The organism is Klebsiella sp. Q11, assembly GCF_964241505.1.
GTDB lineage: Bacteria > Pseudomonadota > Gammaproteobacteria > Enterobacterales > Enterobacteriaceae > Klebsiella > Klebsiella michiganensis.
The window spans coordinates 1-19,629 of the sequence record NZ_CAXSXW010000029.1; the positions used below are offsets into that span (position 1 = coordinate 1).

Annotated in this window: 20 protein-coding genes; 17 read left to right on the forward strand and 3 right to left on the reverse strand. The window is 56.8% G+C overall.

The genetic code is table 11. From position 1 onward, the window contains the following. Positions 1-244: 244 nt before the first annotated feature. On the reverse strand, positions 245-1,273 hold the full coding sequence (rsmC, locus tag ACESQ2_RS27990) for a 16S rRNA (guanine(1207)-N(2))-methyltransferase RsmC (RefSeq protein WP_014227826.1): 1,029 nt from the start codon (positions 1,271-1,273) through the stop codon (positions 245-247). 158 nt (positions 1,274-1,431) lie between these two features. Between rsmC and ACESQ2_RS27995 the strand changes: the two genes are divergently transcribed. The 13 genes from ACESQ2_RS27995 to deoD all read left to right on the forward strand — a co-directional run bounded on the left by ACESQ2_RS27995 (position 1,432) and on the right by deoD (position 13,832). Further along, positions 1,432-1,845, forward strand: coding sequence for a DNA polymerase III subunit psi (locus tag ACESQ2_RS27995; protein WP_014837349.1), 414 nt, complete (start codon positions 1,432-1,434; stop codon positions 1,843-1,845). Then, the gene (rimI, locus tag ACESQ2_RS28000; protein ID WP_004098383.1) at positions 1,814-2,260 is read left to right on the forward strand and encodes a ribosomal protein S18-alanine N-acetyltransferase; all 447 of its coding nucleotides are present in this window, start codon (positions 1,814-1,816) and stop codon (positions 2,258-2,260) included. Before ACESQ2_RS27995 ends, rimI begins: the two co-directional genes overlap by 32 nt. Positions 2,261-2,274: 14 nt before the next feature. Then, positions 2,275-2,952, forward strand: a complete 678-nt coding sequence (gene yjjG / locus ACESQ2_RS28005) for a pyrimidine 5'-nucleotidase (protein ID WP_004098385.1) — start codon at positions 2,275-2,277, stop codon at positions 2,950-2,952. A 92-nt stretch (positions 2,953-3,044) separates the two neighbouring features. Continuing rightward, complete coding sequence (gene prfC / locus ACESQ2_RS28010) at positions 3,045-4,634, forward strand: peptide chain release factor 3 (protein WP_004098388.1); 1,590 nt, start codon at positions 3,045-3,047, stop codon at positions 4,632-4,634. A 217-nt stretch (positions 4,635-4,851) separates the two neighbouring features. Then, positions 4,852-5,463 (forward strand): molecular chaperone OsmY, encoded by a 612-nt coding sequence (gene osmY / locus ACESQ2_RS28015; protein ID WP_014227828.1) that lies wholly within the window; start codon positions 4,852-4,854, stop codon positions 5,461-5,463. 124 nt (positions 5,464-5,587) lie between these two features. Beyond that, positions 5,588-5,749, forward strand: coding sequence for a DUF1328 domain-containing protein (locus ACESQ2_RS28020; RefSeq protein WP_003856556.1), 162 nt, complete (start codon positions 5,588-5,590; stop codon positions 5,747-5,749). A gap of 120 nt (positions 5,750-5,869) precedes the next feature. Then, on the forward strand, positions 5,870-6,943 hold the full coding sequence (locus ACESQ2_RS28025; protein ID WP_032747842.1) for a patatin family protein: 1,074 nt from the start codon (positions 5,870-5,872) through the stop codon (positions 6,941-6,943). Next, positions 6,940-7,719: a metal-dependent hydrolase gene (locus ACESQ2_RS28030; protein WP_373171585.1), complete on the forward strand. Its 780-nt coding sequence runs from the start codon at positions 6,940-6,942 to the stop codon at positions 7,717-7,719. Before ACESQ2_RS28025 ends, ACESQ2_RS28030 begins: the two co-directional genes overlap by 4 nt. A gap of 146 nt (positions 7,720-7,865) precedes the next feature. After that, positions 7,866-9,143 (forward strand): NupC/NupG family nucleoside CNT transporter, encoded by a 1,278-nt coding sequence (locus tag ACESQ2_RS28035; protein WP_014837350.1) that lies wholly within the window; start codon positions 7,866-7,868, stop codon positions 9,141-9,143. Between the two features lie 416 nt (positions 9,144-9,559). Further along, the gene (gene deoC / locus ACESQ2_RS28040) at positions 9,560-10,339 is read left to right on the forward strand and encodes a deoxyribose-phosphate aldolase (protein ID WP_014837351.1); all 780 of its coding nucleotides are present in this window, start codon (positions 9,560-9,562) and stop codon (positions 10,337-10,339) included. Positions 10,340-10,417: 78 nt separating this feature from the next. After that, the gene (gene deoA / locus ACESQ2_RS28045; RefSeq protein ID WP_014227832.1) at positions 10,418-11,740 is read left to right on the forward strand and encodes a thymidine phosphorylase; all 1,323 of its coding nucleotides are present in this window, start codon (positions 10,418-10,420) and stop codon (positions 11,738-11,740) included. Between the two features lie 52 nt (positions 11,741-11,792). Next, positions 11,793-13,016: a phosphopentomutase gene (deoB, locus tag ACESQ2_RS28050; RefSeq protein ID WP_014837353.1), complete on the forward strand. Its 1,224-nt coding sequence runs from the start codon at positions 11,793-11,795 to the stop codon at positions 13,014-13,016. A 93-nt stretch (positions 13,017-13,109) separates the two neighbouring features. Further along, positions 13,110-13,832 (forward strand): purine-nucleoside phosphorylase, encoded by a 723-nt coding sequence (deoD, locus tag ACESQ2_RS28055; RefSeq protein WP_004098401.1) that lies wholly within the window; start codon positions 13,110-13,112, stop codon positions 13,830-13,832. Between the two features lie 49 nt (positions 13,833-13,881). Here the strand turns inward: deoD and lplA are convergent, their stop codons facing one another. Together lplA and ACESQ2_RS28065 are read right to left on the reverse strand one after the other, a co-directional pair. Further along, the gene (gene lplA, locus ACESQ2_RS28060) at positions 13,882-14,898 is read right to left on the reverse strand and encodes a lipoate--protein ligase LplA (RefSeq protein WP_373171587.1); all 1,017 of its coding nucleotides are present in this window, start codon (positions 14,896-14,898) and stop codon (positions 13,882-13,884) included. A gap of 10 nt (positions 14,899-14,908) precedes the next feature. Next, the gene (locus tag ACESQ2_RS28065; protein WP_048262666.1) at positions 14,909-15,550 is read right to left on the reverse strand and encodes a YtjB family periplasmic protein; all 642 of its coding nucleotides are present in this window, start codon (positions 15,548-15,550) and stop codon (positions 14,909-14,911) included. 104 nt (positions 15,551-15,654) lie between these two features. Here ACESQ2_RS28065 and serB point away from each other — a divergent pair, with 104 nt between their 5' ends. From serB to ACESQ2_RS28085, 4 genes are all read left to right on the forward strand, one after another. Then, positions 15,655-16,626: a phosphoserine phosphatase gene (gene serB, locus ACESQ2_RS28070; RefSeq protein ID WP_004128712.1), complete on the forward strand. Its 972-nt coding sequence runs from the start codon at positions 15,655-15,657 to the stop codon at positions 16,624-16,626. A gap of 9 nt (positions 16,627-16,635) precedes the next feature. After that, on the forward strand, positions 16,636-18,018 hold the full coding sequence (gene radA, locus ACESQ2_RS28075) for a DNA repair protein RadA (RefSeq protein WP_004128714.1): 1,383 nt from the start codon (positions 16,636-16,638) through the stop codon (positions 18,016-18,018). A gap of 21 nt (positions 18,019-18,039) precedes the next feature. Then, the gene (gene nadR / locus ACESQ2_RS28080; RefSeq protein ID WP_373171586.1) at positions 18,040-19,272 is read left to right on the forward strand and encodes a multifunctional transcriptional regulator/nicotinamide-nucleotide adenylyltransferase/ribosylnicotinamide kinase NadR; all 1,233 of its coding nucleotides are present in this window, start codon (positions 18,040-18,042) and stop codon (positions 19,270-19,272) included. A gap of 181 nt (positions 19,273-19,453) precedes the next feature. Further along, the coding region (locus ACESQ2_RS28085) for a transposase domain-containing protein (RefSeq protein WP_373171588.1) at positions 19,454-19,629 on the forward strand (176 nt) is incomplete at its 3' end.

The window sequence follows — 19,629 nt, forward strand, 5'->3', positions numbered from 1 at the left end:
GGGGGACTTGAACCCCCACGTCCGTAAGGACACTAACACCTGAAGCTAGCGCGTCTACCAATTCCGCCACCTTCGCATACCATCGACACTATGAAAGTATCGTTACCACGGAGGCGCATTCTAGTGGTTTTCAGCTATTCGTCAATAGTTAATTGTATCAGTTGGATTGATTGTTGCAAAAATGGACGGTCAGAGAGGAAAAACATCGGCGACCAGCGTCTGCTGGCGCCGAAAAAATGCAGGATTATTTCTTCGCCTGACGGGTCATCACCGTCCGATAGACCTTAAAGCGGCCCGTTTGGGCAATTACTTCATGGAAGCCGAAGATCTCATCCAGCACGTTCGGATAGGGCAGGAAGGCGTTAGCGACGATGCGCAGCTCGCCGCCGCTGTTCAAATGACGAACGGCGCCGCGAATCAGCGTTTGCGCGGCCTCCAGGCTGGTCTGTAGACCATCGTGGAAAGGCGGGTTGGAGATAATCATGTCGAAGCGGCCGTTCACTTCAGAGAACACGTTGCTGGCGAACACTTCCCCTTCGATGCCGTTAGCGGCCAGCGTGGCACGACTGGCTTCAACTGCCGGGGCGCTGACGTCGCATAAGGAGAGGCGGACTTTAGGCGAGTGGCTGGCCAGCACGGTTGCCAGCACGCCGGCGCCGCAGCCGACATCAAGCACTTTACCTTTGGTATGCGGCGTCAGCGTAGAAAGCAGCAGCTGGCTACCGACATCCAGGCCATCGCGGCTGAAGACGCCCGGCAGCGTTTTAATCGTCAGATTATCCAGCGAATACTCGCCCCAGTACTGTTCTGCATTGAACGCGGGCTGTTTTTCCAGACGACCGTGATACAGCCCACAGCGGCGCGCGCTGTCGACTTTGCTCAGCGGCGCATATTCCGCCAGCATCTGCTCGGCGCTGCGCACGCCGCTGCGGTTCTCGCCAACCACGAAAATATCAATACCGGTCGGCAGCAGCGAAAGCAGGTTCATCAGCTGAAACTGCGCTTCCGGTTTGTTCTTTGGCCAGTAGTAAATCAGCGTATCGCAATCGGCGACATCGCCGGCCTCTGCGACCAGGCTATAGCGGGCATTTTCGCCCATCTGGCGGCTCAGTACCTGCCAGTGGTGAAACTGCTGGGTATGGGCGCGGCTGGCGGCCGTATCCAGACGAGCGGGCAGGTCATCCTGCAGGTCACCGGCAAACAGAACGCGGGCGGACTCGAAATCATCACTGTGGCGCAGCAAGACTTCACTTGCCGGGGTAAAAGCGGACATGAAACACTCCTTCATTAAGACTGGCGCCGATTATACACGTTATCTTTCGGCCTGCCTCTTTGTTGGCGGCGGGATGCGCTCCGACCGCCGCGTAGTTTGTTGGCGCAGATACGACGGATTTGCTATATTGCGCGCTTAATTAACAGGAGTGTTTCGCTATGACATCCCGACGAGACTGGCAATTACAGCAGCTGGGCATCACCCAGTGGTCGCTACGTCGTCCTGGGGCGTTACAGGGTGAAATCGCTATCTCGCTTCCTGGACACATTCGTCTGGTGATGGTGGCGGAAGAACCGCCATCGCTGACCGAACCGCTTATCAGCGATATTCTGCGCGCGCTGGCCCTGATGCCGGAGCAGGTGATGCAGCTGACGCCTGAACGCGTTGCGATGCTGCCTCAGGACGCACGCTGTAATAGCTGGCGGCTGGGCACCGACGCGCCGCTGCTGCTGGCGGGCGCACAGCTTTCCACGCCCGCTTTCGATGAACTTCAGACCAGCACGCCTGCTCGCATGGCGCTCTGGCAACAGATTTGCGCACATGAACACGATTTCTACCCTCAACCCGGCTGATTTGCCCCGCGCCTGGCAAATTGAAACGCGCGCCCACGCTTTTCCGTGGAGCGAACAGACGTTTGCCAGTAATCAGGGCGAGCGCTATCTGAATCTTCAACTGTCCGTGGACGGCGTGATGGCGGCCTTTGCCATTACGCAAATCGTGCTCGACGAAGCGACGCTGTTCAATATTGCCGTCGACCCCGCTTTCCAGCGTCGCGGTCTGGGCAGGGCGCTGCTGGAACGGGTGATTGATGAAGTTGAAAAACGCGGCGTCGTCACGCTGTGGCTGGAGGTGCGCGCGTCTAACGTCGCCGCCATCGCGCTCTATGAAAGCTTAGGCTTTAACGAGGCGACGATTCGCCGCAACTATTACCCCACGGTCGACGGACGTGAGGACGCCATCATAATGGCACTGCCAATCAGTATGTAAGACAAGGTGATACGATGAAGTGGGACTGGATTTTCTTTGATGCCGACGAAACGTTATTTACGTTTGACTCATTTAGCGGCCTACAGCGGATGTTTCTCGACTATAGCGTGACGTTCTCCGCAGAGGATTTTCAGGACTACCAGGCCGTGAATAAGCCGCTATGGGTGGATTATCAAAACGGCGCCATTACCTCTCTTCAGCTGCAGCATCAGCGCTTTGACGGTTGGGCGGAACGCCTGAACGTCCCTCCCGGCGAGCTGAACGCCGCGTTTATGAACGCGATGGCGGAGATCTGCTCGCCGCTGCCGGGAGCGGTATCGCTGCTTGATTCGCTGCAGGGGAAGGTAAAAATGGGCATCATCACCAACGGTTTTACCTCACTGCAGCAGACGCGTCTTGAACGTACCGGACTGCGCGATCACTTTGATTTGCTCATTATTTCCGAAGAGGTTGGGGTGGCTAAGCCGGATGCGCGTATTTTCGACTATGCGCTGGCGCAGGCGGGCAATCCCGATCGTTCGCGGGTGCTGATGGTTGGCGATACGGCGGAATCGGATATTCGCGGCGGCGTGAATGCCGGCCTGGCGACCTGCTGGTTCAACCCCCATCAGCGCGAACTGCCCGCGGACCTCCGCGCGGACTGGACGGTCACCTCTTTAAGCGAACTGGAGCAACTCCTGTGTAAACACTGATTGCCTCCCCCCCATTGATGGGTAAAATAGCCGCAATTTTTTCGTATTCAACATGCGCGGCGCGTTGCCGCGTTTACTAAGAAGATTGAATTATGACGTTGTCTCCTTATTTGCAGGAGGTGGCCAAGCGCCGCACTTTTGCCATTATTTCTCACCCGGATGCCGGTAAAACGACCATTACTGAAAAGGTACTGTTATTCGGACAGGCTATTCAGACCGCCGGAACGGTGAAAGGTCGTGGCTCCAGCCAGCATGCGAAATCTGACTGGATGGAGATGGAAAAGCAGCGCGGTATCTCCATCACCACGTCCGTGATGCAGTTCCCGTATCACGACTGCCTGGTTAACCTGCTGGATACCCCGGGCCACGAAGACTTCTCCGAGGATACCTACCGTACCCTGACGGCGGTGGACTGCTGCCTGATGGTTATCGATGCCGCGAAAGGCGTCGAGGATCGTACCCGTAAGCTGATGGAAGTCACCCGTCTGCGCGATACGCCGATCCTGACGTTCATGAACAAACTCGACCGCGACATCCGCGATCCGATGGAGCTGCTGGATGAAGTGGAAAACGAGCTGAAAATCGGCTGCGCGCCGATCACCTGGCCGATTGGCTGCGGCAAACTGTTCAAGGGCGTTTACCATCTTTATAAAGATGAAACCTACCTGTATCAGACCGGTAAAGGCCACACCATCCAGGAAGTGCGCATCGTGAAGGGGCTGGATAACCCGGAGCTTGATGCCGCGGTGGGTGAAGACCTGGCGCAGCAGCTGCGCGATGAGCTGGAGCTGGTGCAGGGCGCGTCTAACGAATTCGATAAAGAGCTGTTCCTGGCGGGCGAAATTACGCCGGTATTCTTCGGCACCGCGCTGGGTAACTTTGGCGTCGATCATATGCTGGACGGTTTAGTGGAGTGGGCGCCCGCGCCGATGCCGCGCAAAACCGACACCCGCACCGTGGAGGCCGCGGAGGAGAAGTTCACCGGCTTCGTCTTTAAAATTCAGGCCAACATGGACCCGAAACACCGCGACCGCGTGGCCTTTATGCGCGTGGTTTCCGGTAAGTACGAGAAGGGTATGAAGATGCGCCAGGTGCGTATCGGCAAGGACGTGGTGATCTCCGACGCGCTGACCTTTATGGCCGGCGACCGTTCGCATGTGGAAGAGGCGTATCCGGGCGATATCCTGGGTCTGCATAACCACGGCACCATTCAGATTGGCGATACCTTCACCCAGGGTGAAATGATGAAGTTCACCGGTATCCCGAACTTCGCCCCGGAACTGTTCCGCCGCATTCGCCTGAAAGATCCGCTCAAGCAGAAACAGCTGCTGAAAGGGCTGGTTCAGCTCTCTGAAGAGGGGGCGGTGCAGGTGTTCCGTCCGATCGCCAATAACGATCTGATCGTTGGCGCGGTGGGTGTGCTGCAGTTTGATGTGGTTGTTGCTCGCCTGAAGAGCGAGTACAACGTTGAGGCGATTTACGAGTCCGTCAACGTCGCGACCGCACGCTGGGTGGAATGCAGCGACGCGAAGAAATTCGAAGAGTTTAAGCGTAAGAACGAAATTCAGCTGGCGCTGGATGGCGGCGATAACCTGACTTATATCGCCCCGACCATGGTTAACCTGAACCTGACGCAGGAACGTTACCCTGACGTCCAGTTCCGTAAAACCCGCGAGCACTAATCCTCTCCGGAGCGCGGTTTTCGCCGCGCTCCACGCCATTTTCCCCTCGGATTGCCCTTTCTGGAAAGTTCTTAATTCTTACCGTTTTGCGCGCTTTTTTACCCGTTAATGCCGCACTCTTCCGCGTATCTACTACATTTAATAAGTAATTTTTGGAATCCTGGCTTAATAGACTACTTATTTTGCTTTACCTGCTTAGATATAACGAGGAACAACGATGACAAAACTTAAGAGCGGCAAGACACTCCTGGCCCTCTTCCTGGGCTCAGCAATAATCAGCGCTTCGGCGTATGCGGAAAACTCGACCGCAGATAGCGCAAAATCTGCAGCAAGCAATGCCGGGCAAGCCGTTGATAATTCGATGAACAAAGTCGGGAATTTTATGGACGACAGCACCATCACCGCCAGGGTGAAAGCGGCGCTGATCGATCATAAAGATATTCGCAGCACCGATATCTCTGTGAAAACTGAAAACAAAGTCGTCACGTTAAGCGGTACGGTTGACAGTTCAGAGCAGCATAAGCAGGCGCTTAGCGTAGCGAAAGCGGTTGAAGGCGTGACCTCCGTTAACGACAAGCTTAGCGTACAGAACGAAAAATCTGCTTCGCTGAAGGGCTATGCCGGCGACACGGCGGTGACCAGCGAGATCAAAGCGAAATTACTGGCTGACGATATCGTTCCGTCGCGTAACGTGAAGGTGGAGACCACCGATGGCGTTGTACATTTATCCGGTACGGTAGAGTCCAGTAAGCAGTCGGAGCGGGCGGAAGGTATTGCGAAAGCCGTTTCCGGCGTCAAAAGCGTGAAGAATGACCTTAGCGTCAAATAAATCTATTCACTAAAAAAATTTATTCTGCGGTCTTTCCGCAGGATGTGTAGCACCACAGGGTTGTGTATGCGCGGCCTGAGTGCGCAGAAAATCGACCGTCATTAACTATGGTAAGGAGAGACGTATGTTTAGATGGGGCATTATTTTTCTGGTGATCGCGTTAATTGCCGCCGCTCTGGGCTTTGGTGGCCTGGCGGGTACCGCTGCCTGGGCTGCGAAAATTGTATTCGTTGTCGGTATTATCCTGTTCCTGGTCAGCCTGTTCACCGGCCGTCGGCGTCCCTAGACGTTAACGCGTGAAATACCGTCTTACATAAAGCCAGTCAATGTGACTGGCTTTCTCAGTTTCAGGGCGTTAAAAATTGCGTTACCTTTGTTTTTATAATAAGCCAGACAGGAAAGCAGGGTGGGGCAGCGAATTCCCGTTACGTTGGGCAACATTACGCCGTTATCTGTTAAACCCTTCCAGCCGGGCAGGCTCGCACTGGTGTGCGAAGGCGGGGGGCAGAGAGGGATTTTTACCGCCGGGGTACTGGACGAATTTATGCGCGCGGGATTCAACCCGTTCGACATGATGTTCGGTACCTCTGCCGGGGCGCAAAATCTCTCGGCCTATCTGTGCAACCAGCCCGGCTATGCCCGCAAAGTGATCACCCGCTACACCACCGCCCGCGAGTTTTTCGACCCGATGCGTTTTGTGCGCGGCGGGAATCTTATCGATCTTGACTGGCTGGTCGACACCACCTCGAAAAAGATGCCGCTGGCGATGGCCTATGCTGAAGATTGTTTTGCTCAGGGAAAAGAGTTCTGGATGTGCGCCTGTCGCGGCGATGATTACACGCCAAACTACTTTTCCCCCACTCAGCAGACCTGGCTTGACCTGATTCGCGCCTCCAGCGCCATTCCCGGTTTTTACCGCAGCGGCGTGCTGCTGGATGGCGTGAGCTATCTTGACGGCGGCGTCAGCGATGCGATCCCCGTACAGGAAGCGGCCCGCCGAGGGGCGCAAACCATCGTGGTGATCCGCACCGTTCCGTCCCAGATGTACTACACGCCGCAGTGGTTTAAACGGATGGAGCGCTGGCTTGGCGAAAGTAGTCTGCAGCCGTTTGTGAATCTGGTGCAGCATCACGAAACCACCTATCGCTCCACGCAAGAGTTCATTGAAAAACCGCCGGGTAAGCTGAGAATTCTGGAAATTTATCCGCAGAAGCCGTTGAGGAGTATGGCGTTAGGCAGCCGTCTTCCGGCGTTGCTGGAGGACTACAAGACCGGGCGCCAGTGCGGGCGCTACTTTCTCGCTACCGTCGGTAAACTGCTGGCCGACAGACCGCCGCTGCTGCGCCATGCTCCGCGTATTGCGGTACCGAAAACGGTCGTTATTCCGCCAGCGCCGGTGGCCAATGAGATCCCTCAGGCGCCGGTCATCGCGGCGGTGCAGGCCAATGATGCCAGCTTTGAAAATGAGGACCTGGCGTGACCCTACGATTTATTGATACCCACTGCCATTTCGATTTCCCCCCTTTCACCGGCGACGAAAGCGCCAGCATTGCCCGGGCGACGGAGGCTGGCGTGACGCAGATCGTGGTACCTGCGACAGAAGCGGATAACTTCGCCCGCGTGTTAGCGCTGGCGGAGAAATATGATGAGCTCTACGCCGCCTTAGGCCTCCATCCGATAGCGATTGAACGGCATAGCGCAGAGAGTCTTGAACGGCTTGAAGCCTGCCTGGCGAAACGCGACGCTAAGCTGGTCGCGGTTGGGGAGATCGGTCTCGATCTCTATCGGGAAGATCCGCAGTTTGCACGTCAGGTTTCTGTATTTGAGGCGCAGATGCGGCTGGCGAAACGCTACGATTTGCCGGCGATCCTCCACTCCAGACGCACTCACGACAAGCTGGCGATGCTGCTGAAAAAGCACGCTTTACCGCGAACCGGCGTAGTGCACGGTTTTGCCGGTAGCCTTCAGCAGGCGGAGCGGTTTGTGCAGCTGGGCTACAAGATTGGCGTTGGCGGCACCATTACCTATCCGCGCGCCAGTAAGACCCGCGATGTGATCGCGCAGCTGCCGCTTTCGGCGCTGCTGCTGGAGACCGATGCGCCGGATATGCCGTTGAACGGTTTCCAGGGGCAGCCGAACAGGCCAGAACGGGCGGCTCGCGTCTTCTCCACCTTATGCGAGCTACGCTCTGAGCCCGCGGAAGAGATAGCGAATACCCTGATTGATAATACAAATGTGCTTTTTGCGCTTCCGTAGCGCTTTGCTGAGTGACCTGTGTCTCATTCCTGCCTTTTTATCTCATTGTTTTGCTTAAAATGTGTGAGCTGAAATGAGCATGATGGTTTCATGCCGTTATAATCGCGGGGTTTTAAGGCTGAACTCTCAATACACAGGGACTCTGTATGCAAATTATCATGGGACTTATCGGCATGGTGGTGCTGTTAGCCATCGCTGTGCTCCTCTCCAGTAATCGAAAAGCCATCAACCTGCGTACCGTCCTCGGCGCCTGGATTATCCAGGTGGGGATCGGCGCGTTAATTCTCTACGTGCCGGCCGGGCGCACCGCGCTGCTGGCCATGTCGAACGGCGTTGCCAACGTGATTGCTTACGGCAATGAAGGGATCGGCTTTATCTTTGGCGGGCTGGTTTCCGATAAGATGTTTGAAGTCTTCGGCGGCGGCGGGTTTGTTTTTGCCCTGCGCGTCCTGCCGGTCATCGTCTTCTTCTCATCGCTGATCGCCGTGCTTTATTACCTCGGCATCATGCAGTTTGTTATCCGCATTCTCGGCGGGGCGCTGCGCGCGGTACTGAAAACTTCGCGCACGGAATCGCTCTCTGCCACGGCGAACATCTTCGTTGGCCAGACCGAAGCGCCGCTGGTGGTGCGTCCATATATCGCCACCATGACCCGTTCCGAGCTCTTCGCCGTGATGTGCGGGGGCCTGGCCTCGGTTGCGGGCTCCGTTCTGGCCGGTTACGCGCAGATGGGCGTACCGCTGGAATACCTGATTGCCGCTTCGTTTATGGCGGCGCCGGGCGGCCTGCTGTTCGCGAAGATTATCGTGCCCGAAACCGAGCAGCCCCGGGACAACCCGGCGATGGACAAAAACGACGCCGATCCGCAGGCGCCGGCGAACGTGCTGGATGCCGCCGCGTCCGGCGCGGCTTCCGGGATGCAGCTGGCGCTTAACGTCGGGGCGATGCTGCTGGCGTTTATCGCGCTGATTGCCCTGGTTAACGGTATTCTCTCCGGCGTGGGCGGCTGGTTTAACCATCCAGACCTGTCGCTACAAATGATCCTCGGCTGGGTCTTCTCACCGCTGGCGTGGGTGATTGGCGTTCCGTGGAATGAGGCCACCGTTGCCGGCTCGTTTATCGGCCAGAAGCTGATTATCAACGAGTTTGTGGCCTACATGAATTTCGGTGAATACCTGAAAGCCGACGCCGAGGTCGCAGCCGCCGGTTTGCAGGTGATTTCAACCCACACCAAGGCCATCATCTCGTTTGCCCTGTGCGGTTTTGCCAATCTGTCATCCATTGCGATTCTGATTGGCGGACTGGGCGGCATGGCGCCTAATCGTCGCCAGGAAATTGCCCAACTGGGCATGCGGGCCGTGGCGGCGGGGACGCTGTCTAATCTGATGAGCGCCACGATAGCGGGCGTCTTCCTCGCGCTATAGCGCCGTCGTTAATCACGACCCTACCCCGCGGCACCGCCGCCGCGGGGAACTCTCCTCTGCGTGTTAAAATCCTATCATTTAATAATTATCTATTTATCAATAACTCATGATGCATCTGGCATTTTTTCGCACAAAATGTCCGCGCTGATATCGAGGTTTACCGCGTGGATATGTTACAATAATAACATTTCCTCGATGCTGAGATTCCTGGTTATGCTTAAAGAGAGTCTGGCCTTCGGGGGGCATGCACAGGGATTTATTATGTGATTCATATCACTCTACAGTAATGCAAATTAGTAATTAGTTTTCATTAACTGTGATGTATATCGAAGTGTAACGGCGAGGGGATGTTACAATAGTAACAGACTCGCAAGGTGAACAAACTTTAATACGGCAATACGCCGTCGGAGTATGAAATGACTGATTTAACGGCAAGCAGCCTGCGCGCGTTGAAACTGATGGACCTGACCACCCTGAACGATGACGACACCAATGAAAAAGTGATCGCGCTGTGCCACCAGGCCAAAACACCGGTAGGGAATACTGCCGCAGTATGCATCTACCCGCGCTTTATCCCGATCGCGCGTAAAACGCTGAACGAGCAGGGTACTCCGGATATCCGGATCGCGACGGTGACCAATTTCCCGCACGGTAACGATGATATTGCTATTGCGCTGGCGGAAACCCGCGCGGCGATAGCTTACGGCGCAGACGAAGTTGACGTCGTATTCCCTTACCGCGCGCTGATTGCCGGCAACGAACAGGTGGGTTTTGACCTGGTGAAAGCCTGTAAAGAAGCCTGCGCGGCGGCAAACGTGCTGCTGAAAGTGATTATCGAAACCGGTGAGCTGAAAGAAGAAGCGCTGATTCGTAAAGCATCTGAAATCGCCATCAAAGCCGGTGCCGATTTTATCAAAACGTCTACCGGTAAAGTTCCGGTCAATGCGACCCCGGAAAGCGCGCGCATCATGCTGGAAGTCATCCGCGATATGGGCGTTCAGCAGAGCGTCGGCTTCAAACCGGCGGGCGGCGTGCGTAGCGCAGAAGACGCGCAAAAGTTCCTCGCTATTGCCGATGAACTGTTCGGTGCCGACTGGGCCGACTCTCGTCACTACCGCTTTGGCGCTTCCAGCCTGCTGGCAAGCCTGCTGAAAGCGCTGGGTCACGGCGATGGTAAGAGCGCCAGCAGCTACTAATACGTAATTTGCCTGACCTCAAGGCCGGATGCTGTCCGGCCTGTGGTTGGTCTTTGACTCTTTCCTCGGGAGGTTATCTTGTTTCTCGCACAAGAAATTATTCGTAAAAAACGTGATGGTCATGCGCTGAGCGATGAAGAGATTCGTTTTTTCATCAACGGCATCCGCGACAACACCATCTCAGAAGGGCAGATCGCCGCGCTGGCGATGACCATTTTTTTCCACGATATGTCTATGCCGGAACGCGTTTCGCTGACCATGGCGATGCGGGATTCAGGGACCGTTCTCGACTGGAAGAGTCTTAACCTCAATGGCCCGATCGTCGATAAACACTCTACCGGCGGCGTAGGCGATGTGACCTCGCTGATGCTGGGGCCGATGGTCGCGGCCTGCGGCGGCTATGTCCCGATGATCTCGGGGCGCGGTCTCGGGCACACCGGCGGTACGCTCGACAAGCTGGAAGCGATTCCTGGGTTCGATATTTTCCCGGACGATAGCCGCTTCCGTGAAATCATTAAAGATGTCGGCGTCGCGATTATCGGGCAGACCAGCTCTCTGGCGCCGGCGGACAAACGTTTTTACGCCACGCGCGATATCACCGCAACGGTGGACTCTATCCCGCTGATCACCGCCTCCATTCTCGCCAAGAAGCTGGCGGAAGGCCTGGACGCGCTGGTGATGGATGTCAAAGTCGGCAGCGGCGCCTTTATGCCTACTTATGAGCTTTCCGCCGCGCTGGCCGAAGCGATCGTCGGGGTATCCAACGGCGCCGGCGTGCGGACGACGGCGCTGTTAACCGATATGAACCAGGTGCTGGCTTCCAGCGCCGGTAATGCGGTGGAAGTGCGTGAAGCCGTGCAGTTCCTCACCGGCGAGTACCGCAATCCGCGGCTGCTTGAGGTGACGATGGCGCTGTGCGTCGAGATGCTGATTTCCGGCAAGCTGGCGCAGAATGACGCCGACGCGCGGGCGAAGCTACAGGCGGTGCTGGATAACGGTAAAGCCGCAGAAGTCTTCGGCCGGATGGTGGCGGCGCAAAAAGGGCCGAACGACTTCGTGGAAAACTACGATAAGTATCTGCCGGCCGCGATGCTGAGCAAAGCCGTCTATGCCGAAGGCGAAGGGTTTGTCGCCGAAATGGACACCCGCGCGCTGGGCATGGCGGTGGTGTCAATGGGCGGCGGTCGCCGTCAGGCATCGGATCTGATTGATTACAGCGTCGGTTTCACCGACGTGGTTCGCCTCGGCGCGCGTATCGACGCGCAGCAGCCGCTGGCGGTTATCCATGCTAAAGATGAAAACAGCTGGCAGGAAGCGGCCAAAGCCGTGAAAGCGGCCATTAAACTTGACGATAAAGCGCCTGAAATGACGCCGACGGTCTATCGTCGTATCACCGAATAGTTATATACTGATCTGATCGCTTTTTTGCAGCGCAAAAGGTACGGAGAATAATATGAAACGTGCATTTATTATGGTGCTGGACTCATTCGGCATCGGTGCGACTGAAGACGCCGATCGCTTTGGCGACGTCGGTTCAGACACCATGGGCCATATTGCAGAAGCCTGTGCCAAAGGCGAGGCTGACAACGGCCGCAAAGGCCCGCTCAATCTACCGAATCTGACCCGTCTGGGGCTGGTTAAAGCCCATGAGGGTTCTACCGGTAAAATTGCCGCCGGTATGGACGGCAGCGCGGACGTTATCGGCGCCTACGCATGGGCGCATGAGCTCTCTTCCGGTAAAGACACCCCGTCAGGCCACTGGGAAATCGCCGGCGTGCCGGTTCTGTTTGACTGGGGCTACTTCCCCGAGCATGAAAACAGCTTCCCGCAGGAACTTCTGGATAAACTGGTTAAGCGCGCAAACCTGCCGGGCTACCTCGGCAACTGCCACTCTTCCGGTACCGTTATCCTCGACCAGCTGGGCGAAGAGCATATGAAAACCGGCAAGCCGATTTTCTATACCTCCGCTGACTCGGTATTCCAGATTGCCTGTCATGAAGAGACCTTTGGTCTCGATAAGCTGTACGAGCTGTGTGAAATCGCGCGTGAAGAGCTGACCGAAGGCGGCTACAACATCGGTCGCGTTATCGCGCGTCCGTTTATCGGCGACAAAGCCGGCAACTTCCAGCGCACCGGTAACCGCCACGATTTGGCCGTTGAGCCGCCGGCGCCGACGGTGCTGCAGAAGCTGGTCGACGAGAAAAAGGGCCAGGTTGTATCGGTGGGTAAAATCGCCGATATCTACGCCAACTGCGGTATTACCAAAAAGGTGAAGGCGACCGGCCTGGATGCGCTGTTTGACGCCACCATCAAAGAGATGAAAGAAGCGGGAGACGAGACCATCGTCTTCACCAACTTCGTGGACTTCGACTCTTCCTGGGGCCACCGCCGCGACGTTGCAGGCTATGCCGCAGGGCTGGAGCTGTTCGACCGCCGTCTGCCGGAGCTGATGGAACTGGTCGGGGAAGATGACATTCTGATCCTGACCGCCGACCACGGCTGCGACCCGACCTGGACCGGTACCGACCATACCCGCGAGCACATTCCGGTGCTGATCTATGGCCCGAAAGTGAAGCCGGGTTCGCTGGGTCACCGCGAAACCTTCGCCGATATTGGCCAGACCCTGGCAACGTACTTCGGTACGTCTCCGATGGAATACGGCAAAAACATGCTGTGATTATTTGCCCGGTGAGCCTCGCTCGCCGGGCCTTTTTTGTCGACCTGATTAGGCATAGCCGCCATCAGGTAAAACATTCAGAAGGATTTAACGATGGCTACTCCACACATTAACGCAGAAATGGGCGATTTCGCTGACGTTGTGCTGATGCCTGGCGACCCGCTGCGCGCGAAGCACATTGCAGAAACGTTCCTTGAAGATGTCCGCGAAGTGAATAACGTGCGCGGTATGCTGGGCTTCACCGGTACCTACAAAGGCCGCAAAATTTCCGTTATGGGTCACGGCATGGGGATCCCGTCCTGCTCCATTTACGCAAAAGAGCTGATCACCGACTTCGGCGTCAAAAAAATCATTCGCGTCGGCTCCTGCGGCGCGGTGCGTATGGACGTTAAGCTGCGCGATGTGGTTATCGGCATGGGTGCCTGCACCGACTCTAAAGTTAACCGTATGCGTTTTAAGGACCACGACTTTGCGGCGATTGCCGACTTTGGCATGGTGCGTAACGCGGTTGACGCGGCAAAAGCGCTGGGCGTTGACGCTCGCGTGGGCAACATTTTCTCCGCTGACCTGTTCTATGCGCCGGACGGCGGCGAAATGTTCGACGTGATGGAAAAATACGGCATCCTGGGCGTGGAAATGGAAGCGGCCGGCATCTACGGCGTCGCGGCGGAATTTGGTGCGAAAGCGCTGACCATCTGCACGGTCTCCGACCACATCCGTACCCACGAGCAGACCAGCTCCGCTGAACGTCAGACGACCTTCAACGACATGATTAAAATCGCGCTGGAATCCGTTCTGCTGGGCGATAAAGAGTAATCATCTCTTCCGCCCTCTCCCTATGGGAGAGGGCCGGGGTGACCGCACGTTAGCGTACCGCGCCGGCAATCCATGCCGAGAGCTCCCGCAGCGCTTTCTCCTGCTCCGGGAAATCCACGAGTAATGCATCGCACTCCTGCTGCAGCATATCCGCGCGGTAGAGGCATCCCTGCAGCCTGGCGGCCAGCGCTTCCAGCGGCGCCGGGTTGAGGCTGTCGGTAAAAATCTGCGTGCGCGTGATATGGCCTTTTTCGACGTCGAAATGGAGCTCTACGCCGCCCCAGGTAAAACGTTCATCCAGCAGATGGCTGAAGGCCGGAGCCTGGCCAAAGTTCCACTCCCAGCTGCTCTGGCGGGCAAAGGTCGCGGCAAAATTCGGCAGGTCCGGCATTTTCTCCGGAGAGATCACTTCGGCCTCCACGCGCTCGCCGTAATGGGCGAAGAACGCCTCCTGAATCGCTTCGCAAACCTGCTGATGGGTAATGCCCGGCAGCAGCTCGACCAGATTGGCTACCCGTCCGCGCACGGAGGTAATGCCTTTGGCCTGCAGCTTCTTCTTATCGGGATTGAGGTAGTTGGCCAGGCGGCTTAAATCGGCGTTCAGCAGCAGCGTACCGTGGTGAAAGCCGCGATCCATCGTTTCGTGATAGGCGGAACCGGAGACCTTGCGGTCGCCTTCGGCGGTTTTGACCACCAGATCGTTGCGGCCCGAGGCTTCCGCCGCTACGCCCAGCGCATTCAGCGCCGTCAGCACGATATTTGTGGAAACGGTTTTATCGTACTCCGGTTTGCCGGCCATAAAGGTAAAGCAGGTATTGCCCAGATCGTGGAATACCGCGCCGCCGCCGCTGCTGCGACGGGCCAGGCGCACGTTATCTTCTTCCATACGTCGGGTGTTGCACTCTTTCCACGGGTTCTGCGCGCGGCCAATGACCACCGTATCGGCATTGCGCCACAGAAACAGCACCCGTTGAGTCGCGGGCATCTGGCGAAAAATAGACTCCTCAACCGCCAGATTGAACCAGGGGTCGTAAGAGTCGGAGAGCAGCAGGCGCAGCGTTGACATGGCGATTTCCTTATTCTGATTCATCTTTATCTTCATCCTGCACCGGCTTATTGGCGGTGAGCAGGAAAGGCGATTGCTGCCAGCGGGTACGTTTACCCTGCAGCAGGGTGCGCGTCAGGACGACGCCGATGGCCAGAGATAGCAGCAGCATCAGACGCAGGATATTGGTGGTATTATCGACCTGCTGCGCTTCGGTGGCCAGGGTATGGGTATCCAGCGTCAGGCGCAGGTAGCCGAGCGGGCCGTTTTTACCCTCAACAGGTTCGACGATTTGCTGGTTGAAGTAGCCGCCGGCTTTTTTACCGTCCAGCGCCAGCCGATCGCGTACCTCGACGCTTTCGCCGGAACGCGCCACCAGGTCGCCCTGTTCGTCATATACGCCGGCGTCGAGGATCCGGCTTTTATGGGTAAGCTGATCCAGCAGCTGGCTAATCCGCTTTTCGTCGGGCGTTTCGCTACGCATCAGCGGCGCCAGGTTGAGCGTGACCTGCTGGGCGAGCGTGCGGGCCAGTTCTTCCAGCTGCGGATTGCGCTGCTTCTGGCTGTTCTGGCTGAACCATGAGGCCCCCTGCATAAGGGCGACGAGGAGCGCGAGACAGATCAGAACAATCACCGCGCGATGCAGCCGGAATTTAAGTTTTGCGCGTACCATATTCCACCTTTGAAAATTTGCAGCTTAATGTTGCCAGAAGCGCTGGTTACAAGGTAGCCTCATGCGTTATTTTCCTCGCCTGAATGAAGTTATGTGGAGCCGTGATGCCAAACAGTTTGACCTGGTGCGACCTGCCTGAAGATGTTTCCCTGTGGCCTGGATTGCCGCTTTCCCTGAGCGGTGATGAGGTCATGCCGTTGGACTATCATGCCGGACGCAGCGGTTGGCTGCTGTATGGTCGCGGCATTAACAAGCATCGTCTGACCGAGTGGCAGCGCGAGCTGGGCGCGGCGCTGGTTATCGTCGCCTCCTGGGCGGTTGACGACTACCAGGTGATGCGGCTGGCGGGCTCCCTTACGCTTCGTGCCACCCGTCTGGCCCATGAGGCCGGGTTTGACGTGGCGCCGCTGGGCAAAATCCCGCATTTACGTACGCCGGGCTTACTGGTCATGGATATGGACTCGACGGCGATTCAAATTGAGTGTATCGATGAAATCGCCAAACTGGCCGGGACCGGCGAGCTGGTCTCGGAAGTGACCGAGCGCGCGATGCGCGGCGAACTTGATTTCACCGCCAGCCTGCGCCAGCGCGTGGCGACCCTGAAAGATGCCGATGCCAGCATTCTGCTGCAGGTGCGCGAAACGCTACCGCTGATGCCGGGGTTGACCCAGTTGGTGCTGAAGTTGGAAACGCTTGGCTGGAAGGTGGCGATCGCCTCCGGCGGCTTCACCTTCTTTGCCGAATATCTGCGCGACAAGCTGCATCTCGACGCGGTGTTCGCCAACGAACTGGAGATCAGGGACGGTAAGCTGACCGGCAACGTCATCGGCGATATTGTCGATGCGAAATATAAAGCCAATACGCTGCGTAAACTGGCGGAAAAGTATGAGATCCCGCCGGCGCAAACCGTCGCCATTGGCGATGGCGCAAACGATCTGCCGATGATTAAAGCGGCAGGGCTCGGCATTGCCTATCATGCTAAGCCAAAAGTTAATGAACTGGCGGAAGTGACAATCCGCCACGCTGACCTGATGGGGGTATTCTGTATTCTCTCCGGCAGCATGAATCAAAAGTAAGAGGTTAACGTGGCGAAAGCTCCAAAACGCGCATTTGTCTGTAATGAATGCGGTGCGGATTATCCGCGCTGGCAGGGGCAGTGCAGCGCCTGTCATGCCTGGAATACCATAACCGAGATGCGCATTGCCGCTTCGCCGCAGGTGGCAAGAAACGAACGCTTGTCAGGGTATGCCGGTAATGCCGGCGTGTCGAAAGTGCAGAAGCTCTCCGATATCAGCCTGGAAGCACTGCCGCGTTTTTCTACCGGGTTTAAAGAGTTTGACCGTGTGCTCGGCGGCGGCGTGGTGCCGGGGAGCGCGATTCTGATCGGCGGCAATCCCGGCGCGGGTAAGTCGACGCTGCTGCTGCAAACCCTGTGTAAGCTCGCCGAAGGCATGAAAACGCTCTACGTCACCGGGGAAGAGTCGCTTCAGCAGGTGGCGATGCGCGCTCACCGTTTAGGCCTGCCGACGGCCAATCTGAATATGCTGTCAGAAACCAGCATTGAGCAGATTTGCCAGATTGCCGATGAAGAAAAGCCGCAGCTGATGGTTATCGACTCCATCCAGGTAATGCATATGGCCGACGTGCAGTCGTCGCCGGGGAGTGTGGCCCAGGTGCGCGAAACGGCGGCCTATTTAACGCGCTTTGCCAAGACGCGCGGCGTGGCTATCGTCATGGTCGGCCACGTTACCAAAGACGGCTCGCTGGCCGGGCCGAAAGTGCTGGAGCATTGTATCGACTGCTCCGTGCTGCTCGACGGCGACGCCGACTCTCGTTTCCGCACCCTGCGCAGCCATAAAAACCGCTTCGGCGCGGTCAACGAGCTGGGCGTATTCGCCATGACCGAGCAGGGTCTACGTGAAGTGAGCAACCCCTCGGCCATCTTTTTGAGCCGCGGGGACGAAGTGACTTCCGGTAGTTCGGTGATGGTGGTCTGGGAAGGCACGCGACCGCTGCTGGTGGAGATCCAGGCGCTGGTCGATCACTCGATGATGTCCAACCCGCGCCGCGTGGCGGTGGGGCTGGAGCAGAACCGTCTGGCGATCCTGCTGGCGGTTCTGCATCGTCACGGCGGTCTGCAGATGGCCGACCAGGACGTCTTCGTCAACGTGGTTGGTGGGGTGAAGGTCACCGAAACCAGCGCCGATCTGGCGCTGCTGCTGGCGATGGTTTCCAGCCTGCGCGACCGTCCGCTGCCCCAGGACCTGGTGGTTTTTGGCGAAGTGGGTCTCGCAGGTGAAATTCGCCCGGTGCCGAGCGGCCAGGAGCGTATTTCAGAAGCGGCTAAGCATGGCTTTCGTCGGGCGATTGTTCCGGCAGCGAATGTGCCGAAAAAAGCGCCGGAAGGGATGCAAATCTTTGGCGTGAAAAAGCTTGCGGACGCACTTAGCGTCTTTGACGACTTATAATAAGTGAAAAGGAGACTCGCTATGTCGTCATTTGACTATTTAAAAAGCGCCATTAAGCAGAAGGGGTGTACGCTACAGCAGGTAGCTGACGCCAGCGGGATGACAAAAGGCTATCTGAGCCAGCTGCTGAACGCGAAAATTAAAAGCCCCAGCGCGCAGAAGCTGGAAGCGCTGCACCGGTTTCTCGGGCTGGAGTTTCCGCGTCGACAAAAAAGCGTTGGCGTGGTCTTTGGTAAGTTTTACCCGCTGCATACCGGGCACATCTACTTGATTCAGCGCGCCTGTAGCCAGGTCGATGAGCTGCATATCATTATGGGCTACGACGATCCCCGTGACCGTGAGCTGTTTGAAAAGAGCGCGATGTCGCAGCAGCCGACCGTACCTGACCGCCTGCGCTGGCTGCTGCAAACCTTCAAATACCAGAAGAACATCCGCATCCACGCCTTCAATGAAGAGGGAATGGAACCCTATCCGCACGGCTGGGACGTCTGGAGCCGCGGGATCCGCGCCTTTATGAACGAGAAGGGCATTGAGCCTAACTGGATCTACACCTCGGAAGAGGGCGACGCGCCGCAGTATCTGGATCATCTGGGAATTGAAACCGTACTCATCGATCCTAAACGCACCTTTATGAACATCAGCGGCGGACAGATTCGTGAAAACCCGTTCCGCTACTGGGAATATATTCCTACCGAAGTGAAGCCGTTTTTCGTGCGCACGGTGGCGATTCTCGGCGGTGAGTCGAGCGGTAAGTCGACGCTGGTGAATAAGCTATCCAATATCTTTAATACTACCAGCGCCTGGGAATATGGCCGCGACTACGTCTTTTCGCACCTCGGCGGCGATGAGATGGCGCTGCAATACTCCGACTATGACAAAATTGCCCTCGGTCACGCGCAATATATTGATTTCGCGGTGAAATATGCCAACAAGGTGGCGTTCATCGACACGGACTTTGTCAGCACCCAGGCGTTCTGTCTCAAGTACGAGGGGCGGGAACATCCCTTTGTTCAGGCGCTGATCGACGAATATCGTTTTGACCTGGTCATCCTGCTGGAAAACAACACGCCGTGGGTGGCCGACGGTTTACGTAGTCTTGGCAGCTCGGTAGACCGCAAGGAGTTTCAGACGATGCTGGTGTCGTTGCTCAAAGAGAATGAGATAGATTTTGTGCATGTGAAAGAGGCCGATTACGATGCCCGCTTCCTGCGCTGCGTTGAGCTGGTGAAAGAGATGATGGGCGAGCAGGGATAGGCCTTCTGCGGCCTGATGCCGCATGAATGCCTGCGCCGGGCTACAGCCCTCTCCCGGCGGGAGAGGGGGCAAACACGAAAAAGGGCAACCTGCGTTGTAATGCCGATCAGTTAAGGATCGGTTGATCGATCCAGTGGCTGTGTAAGAATCCGGAAAGGCTCACCCTTTTCCGGATTTTTTTATGCACATTGGACAGGCTCTAGATCTGGTATCCCGTTACGATTCTCTGCGTAACCCTCTGACTTCTCTGGGCGATTATCTTGACCCGGAACTGATTTCACGCTGCCTTGAAGAGTCCGGCACTGTCACGTTACGCAAACGGCGCCTTCCTCTGGAAATGATGGTCTGGTGCATTGT